Source organism: bacterium (genome assembly GCA_041649255.1).
In the GTDB taxonomy this organism is placed as follows: domain Bacteria; phylum Hydrothermota; class UBA3073; order JACQXS01; family JAQTXJ01; genus JAQTXJ01.
Genome location: JBAZNK010000004.1, coordinates 104,978 through 129,015, shown reverse-complemented (window position 1 = coordinate 129,015; position 24,038 = coordinate 104,978). Strand labels below are relative to the sequence as shown.

Sequence of the window (24,038 nt, the reverse complement as noted above, 5' to 3'; positions counted from 1 at the left end):
TCACCTTTTTCACCATTCTTTATCTTATCTTATTCGCAATCGCGTACATCTGGTCGCCGGTTGAAATGACTTTTGAATTCAATTCATAAGCGCGCTGGACAAGAATCATTTGAACCATCTGGTCCATTACGTTTACGTTTGCCATTTCCAGGTACCCCTGGTCAATACTGCCAAACCCATCCAATCCTGCAACGCCGTCAATCGCGTCCCCGGAATTTACCGTCGGCTTATAAAGATTTTCCCCGATGGATTCAAGCCCTGTCGGGTTCATAAATTTACTCAAAGTTATTTCGCCCATATCTTGCTGTGTTGAATCATCGCTGGTAGTTACGGATACTTTTCCGTCCTGCGATATGATGATGTTTACGGTATTATCCGGCAACGTTATTTCAGGGTCTAATTTATATCCGTGTGCGTCAACGATATCGCCTTCCCCGGTGAGTTTGAAGTTCCCGTTCCTCGTGTAAGCTTCGCTCCCGTCCGGCATTGTTAACTTGAAGAACCCGTCGCCTTTTATCATAAGGTCTAAAGGTGCCTGCGTTTGCTGCACTTCTCCCTGGGTGAAACTTTTTGAAGTAGAAGAAAGTTTCGTCCCGTGTCCTATTTGTATGGGTGCAGGTGGTTCTTCTATTGTATTTTCTTTTTTATATGTTTCATAGAATAAATCTTCAAAAGAAGCTCGTTGTGACTTAAATGCGGCTGTATTAACGTTTGCAAGATTATTTGCGATTATGGATAAACATTTTTCCTGCGCTTCCATTCCCGTCGCCGCTGCATATAATGCTCTTAACATTTTCTTCCCCCTTAGTTAGAGTTTGCTCTACATGAGCATTACTCTAACTTATCTGGAGCAAAGCGAAACCCCGCTTCAGCGGGGCAGCTCAGCTGGATATTAGTTTCTTGACTTGCCTGTCTTTTGCGTTTTATTTTCTTGTTGTTCTCTGCGCTCTCTGTGGTTGCTTTTTTTGTTCTCTGTTTTTCATTTATATATATATTATTTGATTTTTGCATTTTAATTTTTAATATTATCTTCTCCCTACCTGGTTTATAAGTAAATCCAGCGTCGCATCTTGTGTTGCCACGACTGACTGGCAGTTTTCGTATGCCCTTAGCAATTCGGTAAGGTGAATAAGTTCTTTCATCGGGTTGAGATTGGATTTTTCTATATACCCTTGTAAAATAGAAAATTCCGAATCGTCTTTCTCCTCGCCTATACCCGTGAACAAATTATTCCCGTCTTTTTCAAATTTATCAAAACTTTTTATTATGAATTTGTCTATAAGTTCGTTATCTACGGTTATTTCGCCACGTTTTGACACCGAGAGTTCGTTCCCTTTAATTGATATTTCCCCGCCTTCGCCGAGTACCGGATACCCATGGCTGGTAACCAATGTGCCTTCATCGTTCAGCGCAAAACTTCCCGCTCTTGTATATTTTGGTCCTTCAGGTGTGGTAACTTTAAATAGCCCTTTTCCTTCTATGGCAAAATCAAGTTTCCCGGAAGTTGTTTCAAGTTCTCCCTGGTCAAAATTAGTATATCCCTGCAGTGTAGGAAAACTCGGGGTCTTTTTTAATGTCTGCGCTCCTGCTAAAACTTTATCTACGTATTTTTGTGTTTCTTTATAAGGTGGTATTCCATTATATTTTTTCACGGTTCCCGGTCCCGCGTTATATGCTGCAAGCGCCAACTTTACGTCTCCAAACTGGTCAAGCAAAGACCTGAAATATTTTGCCCCGCCGAGAACGTTTTCTTCGGGGTCAAAAGAGTCGTTAACGCCCATCATAGAAGCTGTAGAATCCATCAACTGCATAAGCCCTTTTGCTCCTTTCGGAGAAACGGCATTTGGATTCCCGCTGGATTCTGCCTGGATTATTGAGTCCAGTAAAGACGGGTCTAAGTTATAGGTCTGCGCGGCTTTATTGACTGCAGGCGAGAAAGCTGTAAGTTCTTTATTAAGGAATGACTGGAAAGTAAATTCTTCCTTTTTGAAGCCCGGGGTATTGATATTCGCTATATTATTAGCGATTACATCAAGTTCCTGTGCGCGGGCAGACAAAGTGCTCGACCCAATGTATAAACCTTCGACCATATAAAAGGTTTAATATAGCAAAATCTGTGTCAATTTTAAACCAAAAAATTAAACGCCTTTATTGAGTGGGGAATAGGGGACAGGGTGTGAAAAGTATCCCTTCTCACTCCCCCTTAAGTAGGAATTTTCTGCCTAACAAAATGATAACTTTTACCTATTTAGTTTCTTCTCTCAAATTTCTGTTTTTCTTTTCTGTGTATTTCTGTATTTGGAGTTTACCCCGCTGTGTAGAATATCTCGCCTTAGGAGAAGCGGTGACTGAGCGTAGCGAAGAATCTCTCCGTGTTTCCGTTGCAACCAATTACCATTTGTTACAGTTCTTACAGTTGTTACTATCTCTTCCGTCCTATCCGTCCTATATGACTTATATGTCTTATTCTTTCTGTTGTTTGTATTTCTTTTCTCATGAAAATCGTGCCTGCCCAGAGTTTATCCCGCTGTGGCGGGGAAGGAGGATGTAATCTTGTGGTTTCAATTTTGTGGTCTTTTTTTAGTGCTTAGTAAAAATGTAGGCACAACTTGCCTGACGGCAGTCAGGATTTCAAATGGAACATCCCGCTTAGGCGGCGAACGCTTTTGGCGGTGATTGTGCTCTCTGTTTTTAGGAAGAGCGGGGTGGCTAATTTTTCTGTTTCTGTTTCATTTCCCTGCGTCACTAATGATAGGCGAAACCCTGACTTCCCACTTTTTATCACGCCCGGAGAAGAGGATTAACAGTTTTTCTTCTTAGAATGTCCCTTTACGAGGAACTTCGTTACGACGGTTGTCATAATTAAAAAATGTTTAAAAGTCAAGTAGTTTTTATGTATGAGACAGTGTGTCTTACCATACAAAATATAAAAAAAGAATAAGTGTATGGTAATTTTACTTGACATCTTACCATACAAAATATAATATCAGACAATATGTATGGTAGCTTAAAAGGATAAAAATGGCAATAAAAAGTTTACTCTTGGAAGAGTTAGAAAACTCCCTGCAAATGAAAAAGGGCTATGAAAAGGAGTTAAAGAAGCTCCCTATAGGCGCCCTTATAAAGAAAAAAATCAATGGGCAGGAATATTATTATGTTATATTCAGGGAAAAAGGGAAAGTAAAATTTGTTTATAAAGGGAAAAAACTCCCAAAAGGAATGATAAAAAAATATGCTCAGGCTAAAGGATATAGACTGAAATACAGAAATCTGCTTTCACAAGTAAAAAAACAAATAAAATACTTAAGGAGAGTTTTACGTGGAAAAGAAACAATATGACCTTGTAGTTGAGGTTTTGAGTCGGCTTGATAAAGTAGAGGTTCTTGATAAACTTGTTCTGGTAGGTAGTTGGTGCTTGCTGTTTTATAAGGAGTATTTCTCAAAAGTGAAATACATTCCCGCAATTAAGACTAGAGATATAGATTTTTTAGTGCCATTGCCGTCTCGTATTGGTGTAAAGGTAAATATTATTGGGCTATTAAAAGATTTGGGGTTTATAAAGGGTTTTTATGGAGATGAAGGAGTGATGAAATTGGAACATCCTGAATTAATTCTTGAATTCTTAGTTCCTGAAAGAGGAAAGGGAAGCAGCAAACCTTACGATTTGCCTCAGTTGGGTATAAATGCTCAAGCATTAAGGTTCTTAGATTTTCTCACTTATAAAAAGATTCAGGTTTTTGTTGAAGGTATAAAAATTACATTACCGCATCCGGCGGTTTTCTCATTACATAAACTTATAATCTCAGCGAGAAGACAGGATAAAGAAAAGACAAAAAAAGATAAAGAGGATGCGAAGAGAGTTCTAAAAGCGCTTATTGAAAAAGGAGAGGCCGATACGATTAAAGAAGTTTTCGAGTCTGTTTTTGTCGGCTGGCAGAAAAAAATACTCAAAAGCCTGGATGAAATAGAAGATAAGGAAATTATTTCTTTACTTGAAAATAAAAAATAAAACATCTCCGCCTTGTCGAGAATCCAGCCATAGGCGGAGCGGAGTTGGCTGATTTTTCTGTTCTCTGCTTTTGTTTTCTCGTGTAAATCGTTTGATTAGTTGGACTTTGCGACGTAGGAGCATTAGTCCAACTATCCAGTAGCAGACCCTTAAAACTTTAGTTTTTAGGGGATTCTATCCAGCCCTCTGGGCTCTGCTGGAAATCTAGTGGTTCCAATCTGTTTTTGTTTCATTTCCCTGCGTCACTAATGATAGGCGAAACCCTGACTTCCCACTTTTTATCACGCCCGGAGAAGAGGATTAATAGTTTTTCTACTTTTAATTTCTCGGTCAAATCAGTCGTTAACCTTATTTCTAAGTAATCACGCCGTATGCAATCACGTTCATCTCCGAATAACTTCAATGCTTGCGTAAAATATTTATCTTTTTCTCCCCATTTATCGGCACCTTTTTCGTGCATCTTGTTGGTTGCCATATCATAGAAATATATTGCGCACAGACCTCTTATTCCGCCATGGCATTTTGGAAAACACGTTGTATCTCCGGCAAGTATCATAAATAGTTTTTTATTAAACCACTCTCTTTTTCCAAGAAGCCTTGTCAGTTCTAACGGCAATTTTATAAAAAGTTCATTTTCAATCATGCAAGCCGTTAAATATGTCTCCGTTTTTTCTGTTCTTCCTTCGTTGCTTTCTTTTATGCATCCCGACGAAATAAACATTACCAAAGACATTAATAACACAATAATAAATACGCTTTTATAATCTCTATCCATTTTACCCTATCTCAACTATTCCATTTTAATCTAAAGATATATTTATCGCGGAACCAATAAAAGTCAACCCCAAATTGTTTTGTTATTTCTTCTCTGCGACCTCTGCGACTCTGCGGTGAAAACTACCAAATTCCCCTCATCAACCTGTACTTCACTTTCTTCCTATACTCAGCATACCCTTCCAATTCATCAACTAACATCTTTTCTTCTCCCGTAATTCTTCCCGCCAAAAGAAAAGTAACCATAACTCCGAGAAGTATCCCGTATTTAGACCCCAACAGCATCGGCGTTCCTATGAAAAGCAATATTCCCCCGAGATACATCGGATGTCTCACAAAACCATAAACTCCCGTGGATACGACCTTCTGTTTCCGCTCTTTCTGTATTCTGACAAGAGCCGATAAAAAAGTATTATCAGCGTATGACCGGAAGAAAAAGAAGAAAGATCCTGCCAGCGCAATCCCTCCTAAAACCTTTACCCATAAAGGAAAATATGTAGTCCATCCATATCTTCTTGCATCCAGAGGCATAACCGCAATCCATCCTATAAACCCGATTATAATGCCATATACAACATACTTATCCCATCCTTTCTGGTTGCCGGTTCCCGGTTGTTTATACCTTTCCTCAAGTAATGCTGGGTCTTTACGGTACAAATAAATGATAGTCGTAAAGCAAAGCACAATAAACCAGATGTTGAAAATCCATCCTTCAACCCATAACCAGTCTCCCGCAATCCAAAGTAACAACGCCGGAAATATAAGTATATATAATAAACTTAAAATAACTTTCCCCAATCCCGATTTCTTTTCGCTCGCCATAACTTCCCTGCTTTCAATCAATTAACTTTATTATCTTCTCCGTTTTATATCCTTTCGCTTTCACAAAATATATTCCCGTTTTCAAATTTTTGCTATCTAATCGTACACTATAATAATCTGTTTTCTGTGATTCCATTATCCGCATCTTTACTTCTCTGCCGGAGATATCATAAATTTTTAAAGAAAAAGCCTGAATGGGAAAAAAGAATTTAATTTCTGTCTTTCCAATTACAGGATTAGGATAGATTTGAAATACTCCTAAATCCTTTATGCCCGCTTCCTCAATACCTAATTTATGTAGTTTTATATTTAAGATTGTAGGCAGGTTATCAACGACTTCTACACTGTCAATTCTTGCCGTATCATAGCCCGTTTTTATTGCATTAACAGTGTATTTACCCTGCGTTAATATTCTCCTGTATCTTCCATAAGCCGAGTCACTCATTCTCGGGGCAAGACTTTCGCTGTATGCCTCAAGAATCCGCACTTCCGCAATAAGAGGCTCATCCGTGATAGAGTCGGTAATACAGCCCGTTATACCACTGCCGTGTACTCTATCCAATAAATAATATGCGCCCGGTAAATTCCTTGCTGCTATAGTATCTACTTTTTCAGCGGGTGGAGTAGAACTTTCTCCAACCTCTGTTGTGAACGAAATAGTTCCTTTTTTCCCGTAAAACCAGTTTCTTGCCATTCCCCCGGATTCTGCATTTCCCCAACCAAATACATAAGTCCCGTTTCCTGCTTCATTTACTATTGATTGAGCTATGTTTTTCGCTATCCCGCTTATGACAAAATGGTCAGGCGAAAAATTGCTGCCCCATTTCCATGGATAGTAAACTACTTCAGAAACACTGACGTTTGCGGAATGATAACAAATGTCGAATACAAAATTCTCTTTATCCGTAAGTTCTTTTATTGCTCTTGTCTCACTCTCCGAAAATGGTGACGGCCCGCGATAGTTTTTTGAAGAAGAATCCGAACTGCCTGCCGTCTCCCATAGAAAATCATAATTTCGGTTCAAGTCAACGCCATCAACTATATCAAATTGTCCATTATTATTGTTGTCTCTCGTGTTCCTTCTCCAGATAGTGTCAATCCCCGAAGTTACAATGTTATGTCCGTCGGGATTAACAATAGGGACAACCCAGATTTGAGTGCTGTCTATCCATTTCTTTATTGTAGAATCTATTGTATACTTTGAGACTAAATCATTTATCATATACATACAAATCTCTACGCCAAGAAGTTCTCCTGCATGATGAGCGCCATTGTAAAGGACGGCAGGTTCATCTTCTTCCGAATTTGGATTATCGGAAATCTTGAGCGCAAATATTGGCAAACTGTCAGTTGCAGAAAATCCAATCGTATCCAGATGAGTTATTGCAGGATAAGTTTGAGTTATAACTTGAAGCTCGCTGTCTACTTCATTATAAGTATGATACCTGTCGGGAATAGCTATAAACCATAAAATTAAATATATAGCCATTTTTTAGTTCAACATACTTAAAAGCAAATCTTTAAGTTCCGGATAATTCTCAATTTCTTTATAATACCCTAAAAGTCTTTCCCTGTCTTTATCCTGAAGCGTATATTTCTTAACTTTTTCGACAACTTCTTTAATTTTAGGTAAGTAATTGGAAATAATTGCATAATCTCTGCAGGCAATGCCGTTTAAGTATAACTCTAAAGAATCCAAATATTTTAACTCGCTAGTTTTAAAGTCTTTCTGAAGTTCATAAATATCGGCTTCTTCCTTAATAAGGGATGCAATCCAAAAACATTTTTGCGCCTCTTCAGGGGCACTTATTCCCAACAACTCTATTATGGATTCGGCAGGTAAAGAATTAATTGTTTTGGAATTCAACCCGAATAATTCTTGAAATGTCTCGTCAAGTATGACTAAGGCTTCCCGGTTTTGGTTTGTCTCTTTTAATTTTAAAACTTTAGCAATTGCGATTGATAACCGCTCTATCATTCTCAATATGTAATCTTCTTTAATCATAATTTATTCAATCTATAATAATAAAACCCTACAATACATTTATTATGGAAATAAAAAAAGTCAACCCCTAATTTTTTCGTTTTTATTCGCGTATATTCGTGGATAAATTCTTTCGTTTTTTGTTGTCCGTGTTAATTTGCGTGTATCTGCGGTTAAAAATTCTTTTCTATTGGCTGTTTTTTTCTCGTGTTAATCTCGTAAAAATCTTCTTCTGTTTTTTTATGCCCTAATCCTTCTTTTTAATCTCGTGAAAATCTGTGTAATCTCGTGGTTATTTTTTGTTTTTTGTTATTTGCGTTTATCTGTGTTTATCTGCGGTTTCATTCTGTTTAGTGTAATTTCGTGCCTTAGTGCCTGCCTGCCGTAGGCATGGCTTTCGTGGCAAAATCTTTTTTCTCTTCTCTTTTTATTGACAACTTCTCCATAGTATACTACCCTATCAAAAAAAGGAGTCAAAATGTCTATCTTAGTCGTCGGTTCCGTAGCCCTTGATACTATTAAAACACCTTTCGGTAAACGTAAAGACATACTCGGTGGGTCCGCAACTTATTTCTCTTACAGCGCAAGCTTTTTTACCGGAGTAAAACTTGTTGCCGTTGTCGGTGACGATTTTCCCAAAAAACATATCAGTCTCCTGAAATCTCGCGGAATCAATCTCGACGGGTTAAAAGTAATAAAAAACGGCAAGACTTTCCGTTGGTCCGGCTCTTACAAGTATGATATGAACGAAGCCACAACTCATTCTACCGATCTCAATGTTTTTGAAACTTTCAAACCTCAAATTCCCGAAAGCTACAAAAACAGCGAATATGTCCTTCTTGCAAACATTGACCCCGACCTCCAACTTAATGTTTTATCTCAGGTAAAGAAACCGAAACTCATTGCTGCCGATTCAATGAATCTCTGGATAAATACAAAGAAATCTTCTCTAATGAAACTGCTTAAAAAGATAGACATATTTATTATCAATGAGGGAGAGGCGCGTTTATTTACAGGACAGCCCAGTCTGATTAAAGCAGGAAGAATGATTCTCGGTTACGGTCCCAAACACGTCGTCGTAAAAAAAGGCGAACACGGGTGTCTCCTTTTTTCGAAGAACGGTTTCTTTTCTGCTCCTGCGTACCCGCTCGAAAATATTTTTGACCCGACCGGCGCCGGTGATACCTTTGCAGGAGGTTTTATCGGATATCTTGCCAAACTGAATAAAACACACACCGAATACGATTTGAGAAAAGCCGTAGTTTACGGGAGCGTAATGGCATCTTTCAACGTTGAAAGTTTTTCCCTTGAAAGACTGAAAAAACTCACCGACAAAGAAATTCAAGCCCGGTATAAACAATTCAAAGAAATTACACACATAAAGTAAACTTATCCTGTTTCTCTGTTTATAGTTTAAAGTTTTTTCTTGCAAAATATCAAAATTATAAATAGGTTTAATAACTAAAAATGAGAAACCTTATATATGTGGTTTTTATTCTTTCCTTTTCCGGATGTGTCTCTTCATATAACTCATTGAAACAAAAAAATTTTGATTCCATCAAGAAATGTGCCTGCGTTAACATACTTAAAGACCCAAAAATCTCCTGCACTGTTAACACTCCCGTTAGTGTATTAGGAAGTGATTTAATAAACGCTCCGTCAACTTTTGCAGGTACCAATGATACTAAAAAAGAAATAACTAAATTACTGGATAATTTTAATATGGATAAATTATTTTCCTTTAAAATGTATGAATTGTTTTCTACGGAAGCTCATTTACCATTGGTTTCTCCCGATAGTACGGATACCCTATCCTGGATAAAAAAAATTAAGTCAGCTCCGGCGGAGGAAACTATTTATAATTACCCGTTCCAAAAAGGAAATGTTTATACTCCTTTTCTAAAAGAAAAATTTGATTGTGTATTGGAGACTATTATTACTTCATATGAATTAGAAAGAACAGTTCGTTATGAAATAGATAAAATAAAAGTAACTCCGAACATAAAATTTAAACTTACAGTTACTGCCCGGTTGGTTCGTATTAAGGATAGTAAAATTTTATGGACGACAAATATTTATACGATATTGGATAATTCTTGTGAATACGATAAATTAATAGCAGATGGAGGCATTGAATTACGAAAAGCGTTGGTAGAGATAGCTAATATTGCTGCTCATCAATTACTTGAAAAATTTTTAGGTATGAAATAAATGAAAAACTTTTTAATAATTCCCTTGCTCTTTATTTTTTTAGTTGTCCCGGTAAATGCGTTTTCTCAAAAAGATTCTACAACGATTTTGCATGATTCTGTCTCCATACATACGGGTGAGGCATTAATAAAATGTCCTGTCTGCAGTTATAAAAATAACAGTAAAAATATTTATTGTCAGGTATGTGGGATATTACTAAACTCGGAAGAGAAAAAAGATTCCTCAAAAAGTATTTTATCTGCTCAAAATATACTTAAAAATGATACGGTTTACAAGAAAGGGGAAAAATATATTGGATTTAAAATATATGACCCTATGGAAAAAGAAGTTTTTATGCAATATGGAAATCCTTTGCCATGGACTTATGGATTTGGTGGAAGTATTAGTTTTGAAAAACTAAATGAACGTAGAATGGGATGGGGTTCCGAGGTAGGATATTATTTAACATCAAATAGTGTAATAGTAGCTGTTTATGATTCTGCCACAGAAAAAATACTCGGGTATGTTAATGCTGAATATGGATATTACGGTATGAAGGCAAATACTTATTATAAATGGAAAGGGATGAGAATGCCTTTCTGGGTGTCTGCAGGTTTACCTGTGTGGGTGGGAGATTGTTTTGTAAACATAGAAGAACTTAGAACATACGAAGAGCTATTTCTTGTGGGTATTGGCGGAGATGTGTCCGTAGGAGCAGACATTAATCCTAAAAATAAAGTTTTCCTCAGCCCCGAATTAAAAGTTCAATTAATTCCTTCTTTTTTTAGCGAAGAAGGCAAATTTCATAGAACTTTTTTATTAAGTATCCAGATGTTATTAGGTTTGAATTTTAAATTTTGAACTTCTGTTTTAACATCAAACATTCAAACGTTCGTTGTTTCCTGCCGCCCTATCTAACGAATATATAAACGCCAGTATCTGCGCTACTACCGGGTACAACTCTTCCGGTATGTAATCCCCTATATCAAGTTTCATCAGCGTAGAAATCAATTCCTTATCCTCGTATATCTTAATACCGTGCTCTTCCGCGATTTCAATAATTTTCTCGGCAAGTTTTCCGCTTCCCTTTGCTATTACTAATGGCGCCCTGTCCCGGGAATGCTCGTATTTTAATGCAACAGCCCTATTTAAAGGTTTGTCTTTCATTAAGCAAGAGCCTCCCATCCCGTTCCTTTTGGTGTCTCTTTATTTGTCTGTTTTGTTTTTGTTTGCACCGAAATCACAGGACTCCAGTCAATACTCTTTATAGCCTGTTCCAGTTTGCGAATGTCTGATTTTATATAAGAACTTGTTCCCGTTGTTTCCGTGCGCATAACTATGGTTACTTTCTTTTTGTCCGATTCTTTATTCGTATAGAGCGTGTTCTCAACGACTCCTAGATGTTCCGTTTCTGTGGAAAAATAAAACTCTTCCGACTTTCCTCCGCCGGATTTTGTCTTTTTATTTCCGAATCGTATTATAAAATTATTATTGGATATGTTGATTGGGATGGCAAACTGCTCATCCCAGTCCGGGTTAGTATCTTGTGCGGAAATGTTTTCTTTCGTGTAGTTTGATTTGTCTATGTTTTTGTCGATGGGTTTTTCCAATATTTCCAATATGAGCGGGATAGTGTTCTCACGGCTTTTAACCCATAGTTTTAGCTTTTCTCCTTCTTTGAATTTCAAAGAAGTCTCCGCAATTAAGTCATTATCAAGTAATTTTATGGCTACTTTATTATTCCCGAGAACTTTTGTAACTGTAGCGTATATGATACTATCTGCTTTTAATGCAGGTACAGAAATGGTCTTCTGCCCTCCTGCCGACGGCATAATTTTTAAGACAGCAGTTAAATTAGCAGCTCTAATATTTTGCATTTTTATTCCTGCCTTCTGATACTCTGATGCTCTGACATGCCTTTTTTTCTCTTCTCTGTTCTCTATACTCTGTGGTTAGACTTTTCTATATTTTGTTATTTCTCAAATCCTGTCCATCTACGTCCAAAAATATTCTGTTTTCTGTATGTCCCAAAAACTTACTTGTCTATTTTCTTTTCCGGCTTGCTTTGACTGCCTTTCCTCTTGTTTACGGCTTGCTTTAGCACGAATTCAATTTGCCCGTTAATACTTCGCAACTCGTCCGATGCCCATATATTCAACTCCTCCCATAACTTGGAGTCTATCCGTAATAAAAAGGCTTTTTTATCAGACACGGTTTTGGGTTACGTATATAATGTGCCGGTATTAATTATTGGCTGAACTTCGCCTTCCCCGCACAATACTACCATTAAATTGCTTACCATAGCCGCTTTCCGTTCATCGTCCAATTCAATTATTTTCTTCTCGGCTAATTCCTGCAATGCCATTTCTACCATGCTAACCGCTCCGTGTACAATCTTTTGACGAGCAGCAATAATTGCTTCCGCTTGCTGGCGTCTTAACATAACCTGGGCGATCTCAGGAGCGTATGCTAAATGACTTAACCTTGTTTCCAAAATCACAACACCGGCTTTTTGAACCCGCTCTTCTAATTCTTTCTGCAGAGCTTTTGAAACCTCATCAATCGAACCTCTCAATGAAATCTCTCCCTGTTCATGCGCATCATAAGAATAAGAACTTGCCAGGTGTCGTGTAGCCGATTCAGATTGTATGGTAACGTATGTGTAATAATTTTCTACGTCAAAAACAGCCTGCGCCGTGTTTTTTACCTGCCAGACTACAATTGCCGCAATCTCAATCGGATTCCCGCTCTTATCGTTTACCTTTATTTTCTCCCCGTTTAAAGTGTTCGCGCGCAAAGAAACCTTTGTCCTTTTGTTAAATGGAAACGTCCATAATAACCCGTTCGTCTTAACCGTTCCCACATACTTTCCCATAAGAGTCAACACCGCCGCCTGGTTTGGCTGAACCGTGTAAAGCCCTGAACATACAAATAACATTAATAACCATAAAAATACAATAATTACTATCAAAGGCGTTGACGGATTTTTGTCGGCAACGCTTACAAGCCAAATGTTTACACCCAATAATATAAGGCCGACCAAAAGTATCAACCCTCCGCTTCTTCCCTTGCATTCTATTTCTCCTGTCATTTTACTCCTCCTTTTTTATTTTTATTACACGTTTTAATAATCTCTGCTAACGAAATAAGATTAAACAAAAGTATAAATCCCCCGTTTTTCCCTTTACTCCCCTTTTCTTTCGACGCCTTGCACCTCCCTCTTTTATTATGCATTTCAGTCTTCTTTAATATCATAATGATATCATAATGATATATGCTAAATTAAACCTGTCAAGAAAAAAATGAAAAATAAGGTTACGGGGGGATCTCTGCGGAGAAAATCTTTTATTGTTTATTTTGTCTCGTGTTAGTCTCTTTAAGTCTCTGTTGAAAGAATAAATTCTCTGTTTTTTGTTCTTTGTGTTCTCTGCAGTTAATCTTTATGTTTTTGCATCTAAGAGTTCTCTTTTTGTTTTTGTCTTTGATCGTCTAAACTTTTTGTCTCTCTCTTCTGCGAACTCTGCGTCTCTGCGGTGAAATTTTTTGTTGTCTGCGTCCAAGAACAACTTAAAACCAGTTTGTGAAAAACTTTGTGCTCGGAGCAGCTTTTATTCGAACGTTTACCACTTTTATGTCTTCGGGTATTTCAACCTTTGCCGTTCTTCGAAGAGGTTTGTTCGGTGCGCCTTCGGATGGAATCGCTTCTTTCCCTGTCTCGTCGTCGTTTTGCCCTTTTCCTGCCGCAGATATTTGATTCATCCCGGCTGCGGATGAGAAAATTAACAACCCGTTAAAAAAAGCAAGCAGCCATTTCATCCCTGATTGACTTGGCGCTATTGATGCCGTCATAAAGGCTAACCCTAATGCTACTATAAGGGATAGCCATTTTCTATGTTTATCGGCTTTTTGCCCGAATAAATAACAAACGGTGTTAGGAACTAATAAGGAAGCAGCAACTGCTCCCTGTAACCCCAGAAGACTTTCCGGAGTAAAAAGCGCATCTAATTGTGTCGTGTTCATTTTTCCCTCCACTTATAAAAATTATTTTTCGCGACATTCAGGCCGTAACGGAACCCCGTCTTTTAATTCGGAGCTTTTAACTTTTACGATACCGAATGCGTATGTTCCCGCTTTGAGATACGAATGATTTCCCTGTGTAAATTCGCTGTCTTCAGGAACATACTGACAATAAATTGCCAAACGTAAAGTGTCTCCCTCAAATTCTTTAACTTTTTTTATGTTTAATATTTTTCCGCAGGGCTCTCCTATTTCTACGTCCCTGTCAACCCCTTTTTGCTCTCTTGAGGAGCAACTAAAGATAATCCCGTTTTCTTTCGTTTCTTTGAACGCAACCGTTTCTAAACTACATTCCGTTAATAATCGAATAACTTACGAATATTCGTCAAACCAGAATACTCGTTCCGTATTAGTCCAATAAACGAGATGTTTCCGAATTTTTCCTTGGGAGTCTTCTTTTTCAATACTTCCATAATAAGTGTATTGCGCGCATCCCGTGAAAATAAAAACGAACAAAAACAATAAATAAATTTTTCGTTTCATTGTTTTTTTAACTTGTAATTAACGAAACTAAATCGTCCCCAATACCGGAATCGTTCCAGTAACTTATGTGTGCCCATAACCATGCTTTTTTGCTGTCTATAACACGGTCCTGTATAACCCAACCGGAATTAGGATTTGTGGAGAATTTTTCTGCAATTTGGTATTTCTCAACAGGTTTTCCGTAGAAATTGCCTGATACTACCGGGTCTGTCCGCGCCCAGTAATTTACCCAGCGAAAATATCGGGAACCGGGTTGGAATTTCTTTACTGTATTTCTGTTGAACATGGATAGTCCAATAGGCGAACCTAAGGTTACCAAAGCCTGAACAGGCCATGTGGTCCTGGAATTGCGGTCGAAATATTTTTTATTTGCAATAAGTTTGTTGACGGCATCAAATGCATAAATCGTGCCAAGGCTGTGCGCTACTATATAAAGAGGATTTCCTTCTTCGTAAATTTTTTCAATCCTGTTTATAAGCCCGTCCCGTATGATTGTGGCAGTGCTTCCTTCCTGTATATTTATTATTACGTCTCCCACGACGTCTACGCCATTTTCAACGAGTTTTCCTGCCAATGATCCTATGGGTATTTTTCCGAGCAAATCGACTAAAAATATTCCGAGTACTTTTTTTAAGCTGCGCTGGGCATTATCATTGATGTTTTCGTATCTGTACATTTCTGTCTCGAATTTGACCATTGGAAGTTGCTCGGGAGTAAGACGCGAAAGAATAAGTTTTTTTATGCCATCGTGAGAATTTATATCGTTGTCTTTTCCTGCTTGAACTCCGTGGACAACTAAAATCTTTCTTGGTTTCTTAGGGTCAACACTCATTTTTCCTCTATTCCCCTAGGGTAGGCTTTTATCCCCTATTATTCCCTTTTTAAAATAAGAAACTATAAGTGTAAGTTAAATTATTGCAATAAAAATTCCTTGTAAAAAATTAAGATTTCTTGTAAAAAATTAAGATTTTTTATGTTTTTTGCTGGAGAAGAAATATTTTTATAATGTTTTGATTGGTAGAAATAGAAACATCAAGTTTTATGCCTATCAGCAGACAAGCTGGGATTGTACAGGGTTACTCCGCGATAAGTCTTAAATTCTCTTTTAGGTATAATTTCTGCGTTTTATCAAGCAATTCGGTATTTATTGAAAATAGTAACACGCTATTTGTGCACTTCTTTTTTAGTTCTCCTAACCAACTTACTGTTTTGTCCCACCCGTTAATCATTATAATTTCATTAGGGCAGTCCACAAATATTACGGAAGTTTTTGTCTTTTCTATAAAATCTAAAATCATAGACCTCATAAATTTAGAATCTTTATATCTAATTGTATGTTCTTCTCTTCCCGTTAAAGTCAACCGGATTATAGGCGTATATAATATCTTGTATTTCTTTCTTATTTTTTCAGGCGGGAACTTGCTAAAACATAATCCGGGTATTCCATGTGAAACCTGGTCTATAAATATTTTATAAGCTTTATCGGAATTTTCTTCTTTTGTAAAATAGGCAATTCCTTTCTCTAATTTAAATATTAAAGGGCTATCTGTATCAATCTCCTTTATTGGGATAATAAATAATTTATACCTGAAAATAGAGTAGAAAGTGCTGCCTGCCCATACTATGGTAATTCCTGTCCCAAGTTCAGGAAGAAGAATTCCGTATAAAGGGAAAATGACGTTTGATAATGTCCCGATTAACCAAGCAATCGTATATCCCCAAAGTATAGGTTTTACCTGTTTTTTCTCTGTCGGAGTTCCTTTTTTTGATATATAAATGAATAAAGAAACGGCAAAAAGATATAAAAGTGTATAATAACTGCTATACGTCCATGCAAATTTTCCCGGGGAACTTGTATATCCCCAGTACATTTTTACCGCTTCGTTTATATATATTGAGTCTGTGAATAAAAACAAATATAAAAACAAAAATGGCGGTAAATACAAAAATAAATATGTAAAAATATTTTTCAGGTACTTTTCTTTTCTTGCAAAAATTATCGCAAAGTGAAGATAAAAACTCATCATAAAACACCATCCGGGACCGCCTGCTTTTATCCATAAAAAAGCTGTTTCCGGACTGTTAGCAATTCTATGCCCGAATTCACTTATGCCCCATATTGCAAAAGAAAAAGCAGTTAACGCAAAAAACCTGTTTAATAATTTTCCCGGGTTTCTTCGACATACATATACTCCCAGTATAAAATTAATAAACCCTGCAATAAAAGAATATAATGCCCAGATATTCATTTAATTAAATAATCTCAAACTTTCTCTCTTTTAATCATTCTAAAATATTAACTATTTTACCCTCTGGAGAAAAGTCTTAAATTCTCTTTCAAGTATAATCCCTGTGTACTGTCCAGTAATTGGGTATTTATTGAGAATAATAGCACGCTATTTGTGCACTTCTTTTTTAATTCGCCTAACCAACTTACCGTTTTTTCCCATCCGTTAATCATTATAATTTCATTAAGACAATCTACAATTATAACGGCAGTTTTTGTCTTTTCTATAAAATCTAAAATCGTAGAACTTATAAATTCTACATCTTTATAAGCAATTGTATCTTTTTCTCTTCCCTTGGAAGTTAACTGGATTATGGGCGTATACAATATTTTGTATTTCTCTCTTGTTTTTTCAGACGGGAATTTGCTAAAACATAATCCGGGCATCCCGTGTGAAATTTGGTCTATAAATATTTTATAAGCCCTGTCGGAACTTTCTTCTTTTGTGAAATAAGTATTTCCTTTTTCTAAATTAAATGTTAAAGGAGTAAGCATATCGTTTTCTTTTACCGGGGTAATAAATAATTTATACTTTAGAATAGAATAAAAAGCTCCCATTGCTGTGGTTAGGGCAATAATTGTCCCAAGTTCGGGAACAGGAATGCCATAAAAAGGAAATATGACGTTTGATAGTGTTCCAATTATCAATGTGGTTGTATATCCCAAAAACATTGGTTTTACCTGTTTTTTTTCGATAGGAGTGCCATACTTTAATACTTGAATAAATAAATATATTCCCCAAAAATAGGAAAGCATATAATAAGTAGTATACAACCAGATAAATTTTCCGGGGAGACTTGTATATCCCCAGTACATTTTTACTACTTCTTGTTTGTAGATTAAGTCGGTGCTTAAAAATAAATGCAAGAATAAAAGACAGGGAGCATATAAAATTATGTAAGTGGAAACTTTCTTTAAATAATTATTTTTTCGTGCAAATAATAATGCAAAGTGGATGTAAAAACCTACCATAAAGCACCAACCGAATCCCCCTGCTCTTACCCATAAAAAAGCTGTTTCCGGGTTGTCGGCACCCCTGTGCCCGAATTCACTTATTCCCCATATTGCAAGAGAAAACGCAAATAGTGCAAAAATTCTATTTAATGGGTGTCGGGGATTTTTACAATATACATATAACCCCAGTATAAAATTAATAAGTCCCGTAATAAAAGAATATAATGCCCAGATATTCATTTAATTAATTCTGCAATTGGAACAAAGCAAACCCTTAATCTGTTGTACTCACAGGATGCTTTGCACTAAAGATTGTGTCGGATATCCTGCCCTTTACTTCACCAATACAATTTTCCCTGTCTTTGTAACATTATCTGCCGTTAAACGATAAAGATAACTTCCCGATACCTGCATCCGGTCAGGACATTGAGTGTTGTAGTTGGGATACTGCCCTAAAGATAATGTGTCCGTTATGACTGGATTAGTGGGAGTTGCGACGTTTACGACAAGCAGTCCCGTTCCTTCATCCAGTATATAAGCATAAGTTCCGACGACTCTCACTGCTTGCGCTTTTCCCGGTGTCTCCAGAGTTCCCACAAGTTGAGGACTCTGCGGGCTGTTTATGTCGTATATCATAAGTTCACGCTCGGTTACCGTATAAAGATAATGCCCGGAAACCCACGAATCAATAAATAGTCCGTGGTTATACGCCATACTCCCTTTATATGTTAACACCGGCTGGGACATAACATTAGCACTGTGAAATAACCCGATAAACATAATCCCAAAACATACATAAAATTTTAATGATTTCATTTGCCCCCCTCTATTCTAATAATTAATATTAACTAAATATGATTAAAAAACAATACTTTGTCAATTCTTTTTACTAGCCCTTGAGTCATCTAGGGCTAGTTATCCAGCTAAGCTGGATTCTCTGTTTTTCGTTCCTGATACTCTGATCTACTGATATCCTGCACTCTGATTTGCTGATACTCTGATATACTCTCTATCTTTCATCCACATTAAAAGATTGACAAAAATAGGTTTTTGGAATATTGAGTATGAAAATATCTGTTGATAAAATATTATGAGAAAAAGATGAAGAAATATCTTATTCTATTTATATTAATTTTATTTACAACCAATGTAATTGCATTTGCCCCTGATACTTTATGGACAAAGGCTTATGGAGGAAACCACTGGGATCATGCCCTTTCCATAACACAAAACGATAGTAATTACTTTGTAGCAGGTCTCAGGGAAGACGATGGTTATGATAATTTTGTTTGGCTTTTGAAAATAAACAATAAAGGAGATACTCTTTGGACAAAGACTTATGGGAAGATAGAAAGCTTCGCCAATTGTATCAAGCCCACGGGAAATGGTTGTTATATTATTGCGGGCGGGCAATCCATAGCATATTCTAGGTATAATATTTATCTTCTCAAAATAACCGGTTCCGGAGATACAATTTGGACAAGGACATGCCTGAAAAGCTATGATGAATATCTATGTTCGGCAGAACAAACAAAAGACGGGGGATATGTTGCAGTAGGCGTATCGTCACCTCTTTTTGGGGCAGGGGGGAAAGACATTTATATTCTAAAAACAAACGGCTCCGGAGATACCTTATGGACAAGATTATATGGGACTGCCAGTAATGATGAAGCACAATCCGTGATTCAATCGGAGGATGATAATTATATTGTATTAGGAAGTTGTGGCGCTGACAATAGTTTATGGGTTTTAAAAGTAGATACTGCCGGGGATACATTATGGACAAAAAGATATTCAGGTATAGGTTGGGCTTCCGGACGTTCCATAAAACATACAAATGACGGATGCTATATAGCATCCGGATATACCAGTACCAATATGAGTGGCTACCGGCGTTTCTATCTTCTAAAAATTAAAAGCAATGGTGATACAGCATGGACAAAAACATATAAAGTACAAGGTTATTCGGAAGATATTTTTGCCTATGACCTTCAGCAATGCAAAGACAACGGTTATATTATCGCAGGAACTTACGGCACAGGAGACGATGTCTATCTAATCAAAACCGATAGTTTAGGAAATGAATTATGGAATAAAAGATATGGAGGAAATCAAATGGATAGAGCTTATTGTGTGCAACAAGCTCAAGATGGTGGCTATATCATTGCAGGAGAAACATACTCTTTTGGAGCAGGGTCTAGCGATGCTTATATTTCGAAAATAAGCCCTCTTTATATTATTGCTCCTGTTGGCGGAGAAGTTTGGAGTGGCGGAAACATTCATAAAATTGAATGGTATCATGAGAATCCTGCGACGGTGGATCATTTCAGACTGTCATATTCTACAGACCAAGGGAATACTTACACTCCTCTTACCGATACGATATCCAATGTAACTTTCTCTTATAATTGGACTCTTCCCTTAATAAATTCACCTTTCGTAAGAGTAAAAATTCAAGCGTTAAATTCAGGGGGGAGTACCCTTTTTGAAGACGCAAGCGATAGCAATTTAATAATCGATTCAACTCCTCCTTCCTCCGTAACGTTAGTTTCTCCTTTGGATAAATCTTATATTGGCGATTATACTATGAGTTTTAAATGGAATCGCGCTACAGATAATTTAAGCGGGATTGACCACTATATTTTACAATATGCATTAGACAGTTTGTTTTCTCAAGGGCTTGTCGAAACATCTTTCAAAGATACAACTATTAATAAAACATTAACTGATAGTGCCTATTATTGGCATGTTAGAGCTATTGACAAAGCTGCTAATATAGGAGAATGGTCTTCGGTATGGAACTTTATTGTTGATACGTTATCCCCTCAAATTTCTAATACTACCGTTTATAAAGATACTACTTTTCATGGACCATTTCCTGTTTATGCCACAATCAAAGATAACATCGGAATTAGCAAGGCTGAACTCTGGTTTGTTACAACTTCAAGTTCTACATGGACTTCTATTAGTATGGACTCAACCGGCATTGCAAACGAATATCTTGGTGTGATTCCTTTACAATCCACGAACAATATAACAATCTTGTATTACATTTTTGCAAAAGATTTTGCGAAACCGTCCAATATAATTAGAGACCCTCCAAGTAACGGTTATTCATTTATTGCGGGATACACCGGGGTTGAGGATGAAAAGTTTAAGATACCGGATAAGTTTTTTATAAAACAAAATTCTTTCAATTCACTTGTATTTAATTATGGGGTACCCAGGAATGTAAATGTGAATCTTAGTATTTACAATTTATTAGGGCAAAAGGTAATTACTCTTGTGGATGGGAACAAAGATGCGGGTTATTATAACGTAAACTGGGAAGGGAAAGACAATCTTAACAGCAGGGTATCAAGGGGAATTTATTTTTATAAATTTGAGGCGGGGGAGTTTAGAACAACAAAAAAATTAATCTTTGTAAGGTAAGATATTTTAAAATTAAGATACAACATATTAAAGAGGAGGAACAATGCGCCGATTATTTTTGATTATTATGGGATTTAATTACCTGACTATTTTTTTTAATTTGGCGTATGCTACTAATGCACCCGATACTCTTTGGAGAAAAAACTTTATTAACGTTAACGGTTATAGTTTTTATCAAACTAAAGATGGAGGGTATATAATTTCCGGAATGGACAGTATGAATGCCCGACTAATAAAAACAGATGCGAATGGGAATAAACAATGGGATAAACTTTTGAACAGCAGCAACTTTACTGTTTCTAGTGGAAATTCAGTCCAACAGACTTCCGATAATGGATACATAGTAACAGGGTATAAGTGGTATTATGGTGGCACGGGAGGGACTTGTAAAGATGTTTGGCTAATAAAAACAGATGCTACCGGAAATAAACAATGGGAGCAGACTTATGGCAGTACGGTTCATGATATTGGATATTGCGTTGACCAAACTTTGGATGGTGGATATATGATAGTGGGGTGTTACAGTGATAAAATTTGGTTAATAAAGACAGGTGCTACCGGGAACAAACAATGGGATAAAACTTTTAAAACAAGCAATATTTACAATTACGGCCGTTCAGGACAACAAACAAAGGATAAAGGTTATATTATAACCGGCTCGGGTGGCGGTGATGGAGTGAGTACCTCAGAGTGGGATATATGGCTTATAAAAACGGATTCTTTAGGAGATACCGTATGGACTAAATTTTTCGGGGAAACTCAAGGTGATTATGGCTATTGTGTAAAGCAAACTTTGGATGACGGATATATAATTGTTGGTGCTAACGGTTCTTACGGCACAGCTTGGATAATAAAAACAGATTCTTCAGGAAATGAATTATGGGATAAAACTTATGGGGGAGCATATACTAATGATTGTCGTTCAGTTCAAGAAACCACAGATGGTGGATATGTCGTATTCGGTGATTTATTAGTAAAGACCGATAGTTTAGGTAATATAAAGTGGAATAGAGCTTCCGGGACAAGTCAATATGGTACAGGCGTTCAGCAAAGCACCGATGGCGGATATATTATGCTTACATCTCCGTCGCGTTCCAAAGAAGATAAAAACTTATCAACAACAGGTTGTTATCTTGTAAAAACATCTCCTCTCTGGCTTATTTTCCCTGACAGCAGTAAAAACCTGGTAGGCGGTTCCGTTCAAAATATTACATGGCAATGGGAAGGGACCGCTAACTTACATCATTTCAGGATATTATTTTCTTTTGATGGAGGAGTCAATTACTCCGATACGATTGCCAATAACATTCCGAAAGGAGACACATCTTATTCTTGGAAACTGCCATTTACAAATTGTTCCTATTGCCGAATAAAAATACAGGCAATTGATTCTCTTAACAATGTGCTTATTGAAGACGCAAGCGATCAAAACTTTACTATTGAATTTTATACAACAATAGCTCACCCGAGCGTAGATGACTGGATTGGAGGCTCCACTCATTCAATAGTCTGGTATACTCTCGGGACAGGTTTCAAGAGTTACAAATTGCTTTTTTCGAGTAATGGCGGCATTTCCTATCCGGACACGGTTGCAAAAAATGTTCCTATTGGGGATACTTCTTATTTATGGAAAGTTCCGTTTATAAATTCTTCACAATGTCATATAAAAATACAAATGTTTGATTCATCAAATAAACTTATATTTGAAAATGCAGGGAGTACATTTTATATTGATTTCCACATAACTCTGAATTCCCCCTGGGGCGGGCAGTGCTGGACTGGTGGTTCAACTCATCCAATAACCTGGAGCAAAACCGGGGTCAGTTTCGGGAGTTACAGATTGCTTTTATCTAAGAATGGAGGCGTCAGTTATTTGGATACGATTGCAAAAAATATATCCCCGGATAGTGTTTCTTATAGTTGGACATTGCCGGATGTAGACTGCTCGATTTGCAGGGTTAAAGCGCAGATATTAGACAGTATGAATAATTTTCTATGTGAAGATGCAAGCGATACTAATTTTATAATAGATAGTTCGCCTCCACCTATTGTAGAAATGATTTCGCCAATTGACAGTACTTACACTTGTGACAGTATGATTGTTTTTTGCTGGCATAAAGTAACTGATTTGAGCGGAATCAACTATTATACGATACAATATGCTTTTGATAGTTTATTTTCCGAAGGGGATAGTGCGGTTAACTGTTCCGACACTGCGTTATGGTGGAAATTGACAAAGGACAGCGTTTATTATTGGCATGTGAAGGCAATTGACAAAGCCGGGCATATAGGAGAATGGTCAGAAATATGGAACCTAAAAGTTGATCCGCATCCTATTCAAATAACGAATACTACAATATGGCATGATACGAGTTTTCAAGGACCATTCCCTGTATATTCCACGATTGCATCTCACAATGGAATAGATAGCGTGAAACTTTACTATAAAATAAACTATGCGTACTGGGTATCTATTCCCATGGATACGACCGGAACACTTAATCAGTATCTCGCAGAAATTCCTTCTCAATCCGCTCCAAACACCATAATACGTTATTATATTTATTCCAGGGATACTTTTCAACCTGCAAATGAAGCGAAAGCCCCTGCAAATGCCCCAGGCACTTCTTATTCATTCACTGCAGGATATGTCGGGACTGAAGAGTTCAATAAAATACCAAAAACATTTTTTGTCTCTTATTGTCAGCCTAATCCGTCTATAGATTTGACAAAATTTGAATATGGCATTCCTATAGATGCGAATGTGATTATTGCTATATACAATCGTTCAGGGAGAAAAGTAGCTACCCTCGTTAACGGAACAAAAAAGGCAGGATATTACTCTGTAAAATGGAACCAAAAAGATAATGGGAACAAAAAACTTGCTGCAGGCGTTTACTTTATGAAATTCAAAGCAGGCAACTATAACGCAACGAAAAAACTGATTCTAATAGAATAAACTCAACAGGGTAGAGTGGGATGACGTCATCCCACCTACCCACTAAAGGAATTTATTTTGTGAGACT

The 24,038-nt window shown here is 37.0% G+C and carries 25 protein-coding genes; 7 read left to right on the top strand and 18 right to left on the bottom strand.

Annotation, left to right across the window (positions count from 1 at the left end; translation table 11 throughout):
* Positions 1–19: 19 nt before the first annotated feature.
* From flgG to WC614_04385, 3 genes are read right to left on the bottom strand one after another with little or no spacing between them, the layout of a single operon-like run.
* Positions 20–793, bottom strand: a complete 774-nt coding sequence (flgG, locus tag WC614_04395) for a flagellar basal-body rod protein FlgG (protein MFA5032241.1) — start codon at positions 791–793, stop codon at positions 20–22.
* Positions 794–831: 38 nt separating this feature from the next.
* On the bottom strand, positions 832–1,011 hold the full coding sequence (locus WC614_04390; protein ID MFA5032240.1) for a hypothetical protein: 180 nt from the start codon (positions 1,009–1,011) through the stop codon (positions 832–834).
* Positions 1,012–1,025: 14 nt separating this feature from the next.
* Positions 1,026–2,090 (bottom strand): flagellar hook-basal body complex protein, encoded by a 1,065-nt coding sequence (locus tag WC614_04385; GenBank protein ID MFA5032239.1) that lies wholly within the window; start codon positions 2,088–2,090, stop codon positions 1,026–1,028.
* A gap of 931 nt (positions 2,091–3,021) precedes the next feature.
* On the opposite strand from WC614_04385, the gene WC614_04380 reads away from it, so the two are divergent.
* Complete coding sequence (locus WC614_04380) at positions 3,022–3,339, top strand: hypothetical protein (GenBank protein MFA5032238.1); 318 nt, start codon at positions 3,022–3,024, stop codon at positions 3,337–3,339.
* Positions 3,320–4,009: a GSU2403 family nucleotidyltransferase fold protein gene (locus tag WC614_04375; GenBank protein MFA5032237.1), complete on the top strand. Its 690-nt coding sequence runs from the start codon at positions 3,320–3,322 to the stop codon at positions 4,007–4,009. Before WC614_04380 ends, WC614_04375 begins: the two co-directional genes overlap by 20 nt.
* A gap of 229 nt (positions 4,010–4,238) precedes the next feature.
* On the opposite strand, the gene WC614_04370 is transcribed toward WC614_04375, so the two are convergent.
* The 4 genes from WC614_04370 to WC614_04355 all read right to left on the bottom strand — a co-directional run bounded on the left by WC614_04370 (position 4,239) and on the right by WC614_04355 (position 7,610).
* On the bottom strand, positions 4,239–4,784 hold the full coding sequence (locus WC614_04370) for a hypothetical protein (protein ID MFA5032236.1): 546 nt from the start codon (positions 4,782–4,784) through the stop codon (positions 4,239–4,241).
* A gap of 122 nt (positions 4,785–4,906) precedes the next feature.
* Positions 4,907–5,605, bottom strand: coding sequence for an isoprenylcysteine carboxylmethyltransferase family protein (locus tag WC614_04365; GenBank protein ID MFA5032235.1), 699 nt, complete (start codon positions 5,603–5,605; stop codon positions 4,907–4,909).
* 13 nt (positions 5,606–5,618) lie between these two features.
* Positions 5,619–7,094, bottom strand: a complete 1,476-nt coding sequence (locus tag WC614_04360; protein ID MFA5032234.1) for a M14 family zinc carboxypeptidase — start codon at positions 7,092–7,094, stop codon at positions 5,619–5,621.
* Positions 7,095–7,097: 3 nt separating this feature from the next.
* Entirely contained in the window at positions 7,098–7,610 is a 513-nt protein-coding gene (locus WC614_04355; protein ID MFA5032233.1) for a hypothetical protein, read from the bottom strand.
* A 457-nt stretch (positions 7,611–8,067) separates the two neighbouring features.
* Here WC614_04355 and WC614_04350 point away from each other — a divergent pair, with 457 nt between their 5' ends.
* The 3 genes from WC614_04350 (at position 8,068) to WC614_04340 (ending at position 10,640) form a co-directional block, all read left to right on the top strand.
* A complete protein-coding gene (locus WC614_04350; protein ID MFA5032232.1) occupies positions 8,068–8,976 on the top strand; it encodes a PfkB family carbohydrate kinase in 909 nt (302 codons plus the stop codon).
* An 80-nt stretch (positions 8,977–9,056) separates the two neighbouring features.
* Complete coding sequence (locus tag WC614_04345; protein ID MFA5032231.1) at positions 9,057–9,800, top strand: hypothetical protein; 744 nt, start codon at positions 9,057–9,059, stop codon at positions 9,798–9,800.
* Entirely contained in the window at positions 9,801–10,640 is an 840-nt protein-coding gene (locus WC614_04340) for a hypothetical protein (GenBank protein MFA5032230.1), read from the top strand.
* Between the two features lie 15 nt (positions 10,641–10,655).
* Here the strand turns inward: WC614_04340 and WC614_04335 are convergent, their stop codons facing one another.
* From WC614_04335 to WC614_04285, 11 genes are all read right to left on the bottom strand, one after another.
* Positions 10,656–10,946, bottom strand: coding sequence for an EscU/YscU/HrcU family type III secretion system export apparatus switch protein (locus tag WC614_04335; protein MFA5032229.1), 291 nt, complete (start codon positions 10,944–10,946; stop codon positions 10,656–10,658).
* The gene (locus WC614_04330; protein ID MFA5032228.1) at positions 10,946–11,656 is read right to left on the bottom strand and encodes a hypothetical protein; all 711 of its coding nucleotides are present in this window, start codon (positions 11,654–11,656) and stop codon (positions 10,946–10,948) included. Before WC614_04330 ends, WC614_04335 begins: the two co-directional genes overlap by 1 nt.
* Positions 11,657–12,000: 344 nt before the next feature.
* The gene (locus WC614_04325; GenBank protein ID MFA5032227.1) at positions 12,001–12,870 is read right to left on the bottom strand and encodes an SPFH domain-containing protein; all 870 of its coding nucleotides are present in this window, start codon (positions 12,868–12,870) and stop codon (positions 12,001–12,003) included.
* A complete protein-coding gene (locus WC614_04320) occupies positions 12,867–13,034 on the bottom strand; it encodes a hypothetical protein (protein ID MFA5032226.1) in 168 nt (55 codons plus the stop codon). Before WC614_04320 ends, WC614_04325 begins: the two co-directional genes overlap by 4 nt.
* 312 nt (positions 13,035–13,346) lie before the next feature.
* Positions 13,347–13,799: a hypothetical protein gene (locus WC614_04315; GenBank protein MFA5032225.1), complete on the bottom strand. Its 453-nt coding sequence runs from the start codon at positions 13,797–13,799 to the stop codon at positions 13,347–13,349.
* A gap of 21 nt (positions 13,800–13,820) precedes the next feature.
* Positions 13,821–13,979, bottom strand: coding sequence for a hypothetical protein (locus tag WC614_04310; protein ID MFA5032224.1), 159 nt, complete (start codon positions 13,977–13,979; stop codon positions 13,821–13,823).
* 189 nt (positions 13,980–14,168) lie between these two features.
* A complete protein-coding gene (locus WC614_04305; protein MFA5032223.1) occupies positions 14,169–14,339 on the bottom strand; it encodes a hypothetical protein in 171 nt (56 codons plus the stop codon).
* Between the two features lie 7 nt (positions 14,340–14,346).
* Entirely contained in the window at positions 14,347–15,171 is an 825-nt protein-coding gene (locus tag WC614_04300) for a hypothetical protein (GenBank protein ID MFA5032222.1), read from the bottom strand.
* A gap of 244 nt (positions 15,172–15,415) precedes the next feature.
* Positions 15,416–16,588, bottom strand: coding sequence for a DUF835 domain-containing protein (locus tag WC614_04295; GenBank protein MFA5032221.1), 1,173 nt, complete (start codon positions 16,586–16,588; stop codon positions 15,416–15,418).
* Positions 16,589–16,644: 56 nt separating this feature from the next.
* On the bottom strand, positions 16,645–17,820 hold the full coding sequence (locus WC614_04290) for a DUF835 domain-containing protein (GenBank protein ID MFA5032220.1): 1,176 nt from the start codon (positions 17,818–17,820) through the stop codon (positions 16,645–16,647).
* A gap of 93 nt (positions 17,821–17,913) precedes the next feature.
* Entirely contained in the window at positions 17,914–18,396 is a 483-nt protein-coding gene (locus tag WC614_04285; protein MFA5032219.1) for a hypothetical protein, read from the bottom strand.
* Positions 18,397–18,681: 285 nt separating this feature from the next.
* On the opposite strand from WC614_04285, the gene WC614_04280 reads away from it, so the two are divergent.
* Both WC614_04280 and WC614_04275 read left to right on the top strand, forming a co-directional pair.
* Positions 18,682–21,012, top strand: coding sequence for a T9SS type A sorting domain-containing protein (locus WC614_04280; protein MFA5032218.1), 2,331 nt, complete (start codon positions 18,682–18,684; stop codon positions 21,010–21,012).
* Between the two features lie 43 nt (positions 21,013–21,055).
* The gene (locus tag WC614_04275; GenBank protein MFA5032217.1) at positions 21,056–23,971 is read left to right on the top strand and encodes a T9SS type A sorting domain-containing protein; all 2,916 of its coding nucleotides are present in this window, start codon (positions 21,056–21,058) and stop codon (positions 23,969–23,971) included.
* Positions 23,972–24,038 lie beyond the last annotated feature (67 nt).

Excerpts from the sequence above, each read along its gene's own strand:
- flgG (MFA5032241.1), bottom strand. The coding sequence starts at position 793 with ATGTTAAGAGCATTATATGCAGCGGCGACGGGAATGGAAGCGCAGGAA.
- WC614_04390 (MFA5032240.1), bottom strand. The coding sequence starts at position 1,011 with ATGCAAAAATCAAATAATATATATATAAATGAAAAACAGAGAACAAAA.
- WC614_04385 (MFA5032239.1), bottom strand. The coding sequence starts at position 2,090 with ATGGTCGAAGGTTTATACATTGGGTCGAGCACTTTGTCTGCCCGCGCA.
- WC614_04380 (MFA5032238.1), top strand. The coding sequence starts at position 3,022 with ATGGCAATAAAAAGTTTACTCTTGGAAGAGTTAGAAAACTCCCTGCAA.
- WC614_04370 (MFA5032236.1), bottom strand. The coding sequence starts at position 4,784 with ATGGATAGAGATTATAAAAGCGTATTTATTATTGTGTTATTAATGTCT.
- WC614_04365 (MFA5032235.1), bottom strand. The coding sequence starts at position 5,605 with ATGGCGAGCGAAAAGAAATCGGGATTGGGGAAAGTTATTTTAAGTTTA.
- WC614_04360 (MFA5032234.1), bottom strand. The coding sequence starts at position 7,094 with ATGGCTATATATTTAATTTTATGGTTTATAGCTATTCCCGACAGGTAT.
- WC614_04355 (MFA5032233.1), bottom strand. The coding sequence starts at position 7,610 with ATGATTAAAGAAGATTACATATTGAGAATGATAGAGCGGTTATCAATC.
- WC614_04350 (MFA5032232.1), top strand. The coding sequence starts at position 8,068 with ATGTCTATCTTAGTCGTCGGTTCCGTAGCCCTTGATACTATTAAAACA.
- WC614_04345 (MFA5032231.1), top strand. The coding sequence starts at position 9,057 with ATGAGAAACCTTATATATGTGGTTTTTATTCTTTCCTTTTCCGGATGT.
- WC614_04340 (MFA5032230.1), top strand. The coding sequence starts at position 9,801 with ATGAAAAACTTTTTAATAATTCCCTTGCTCTTTATTTTTTTAGTTGTC.
- WC614_04335 (MFA5032229.1), bottom strand. The coding sequence starts at position 10,946 with ATGAAAGACAAACCTTTAAATAGGGCTGTTGCATTAAAATACGAGCAT.
- WC614_04330 (MFA5032228.1), bottom strand. The coding sequence starts at position 11,656 with ATGCAAAATATTAGAGCTGCTAATTTAACTGCTGTCTTAAAAATTATG.
- WC614_04325 (MFA5032227.1), bottom strand. The coding sequence starts at position 12,870 with ATGACAGGAGAAATAGAATGCAAGGGAAGAAGCGGAGGGTTGATACTT.
- WC614_04320 (MFA5032226.1), bottom strand. The coding sequence starts at position 13,034 with ATGATATTAAAGAAGACTGAAATGCATAATAAAAGAGGGAGGTGCAAG.
- WC614_04315 (MFA5032225.1), bottom strand. The coding sequence starts at position 13,799 with ATGAACACGACACAATTAGATGCGCTTTTTACTCCGGAAAGTCTTCTG.
- WC614_04305 (MFA5032223.1), bottom strand. The coding sequence starts at position 14,339 with ATGAAACGAAAAATTTATTTATTGTTTTTGTTCGTTTTTATTTTCACG.
- WC614_04300 (MFA5032222.1), bottom strand. The coding sequence starts at position 15,171 with ATGAGTGTTGACCCTAAGAAACCAAGAAAGATTTTAGTTGTCCACGGA.
- WC614_04295 (MFA5032221.1), bottom strand. The coding sequence starts at position 16,588 with ATGAATATCTGGGCATTATATTCTTTTATTGCAGGGTTTATTAATTTT.
- WC614_04290 (MFA5032220.1), bottom strand. The coding sequence starts at position 17,820 with ATGAATATCTGGGCATTATATTCTTTTATTACGGGACTTATTAATTTT.
- WC614_04285 (MFA5032219.1), bottom strand. The coding sequence starts at position 18,396 with ATGAAATCATTAAAATTTTATGTATGTTTTGGGATTATGTTTATCGGG.
- WC614_04280 (MFA5032218.1), top strand. The coding sequence starts at position 18,682 with ATGAAGAAATATCTTATTCTATTTATATTAATTTTATTTACAACCAAT.
- WC614_04275 (MFA5032217.1), top strand. The coding sequence starts at position 21,056 with ATGCGCCGATTATTTTTGATTATTATGGGATTTAATTACCTGACTATT.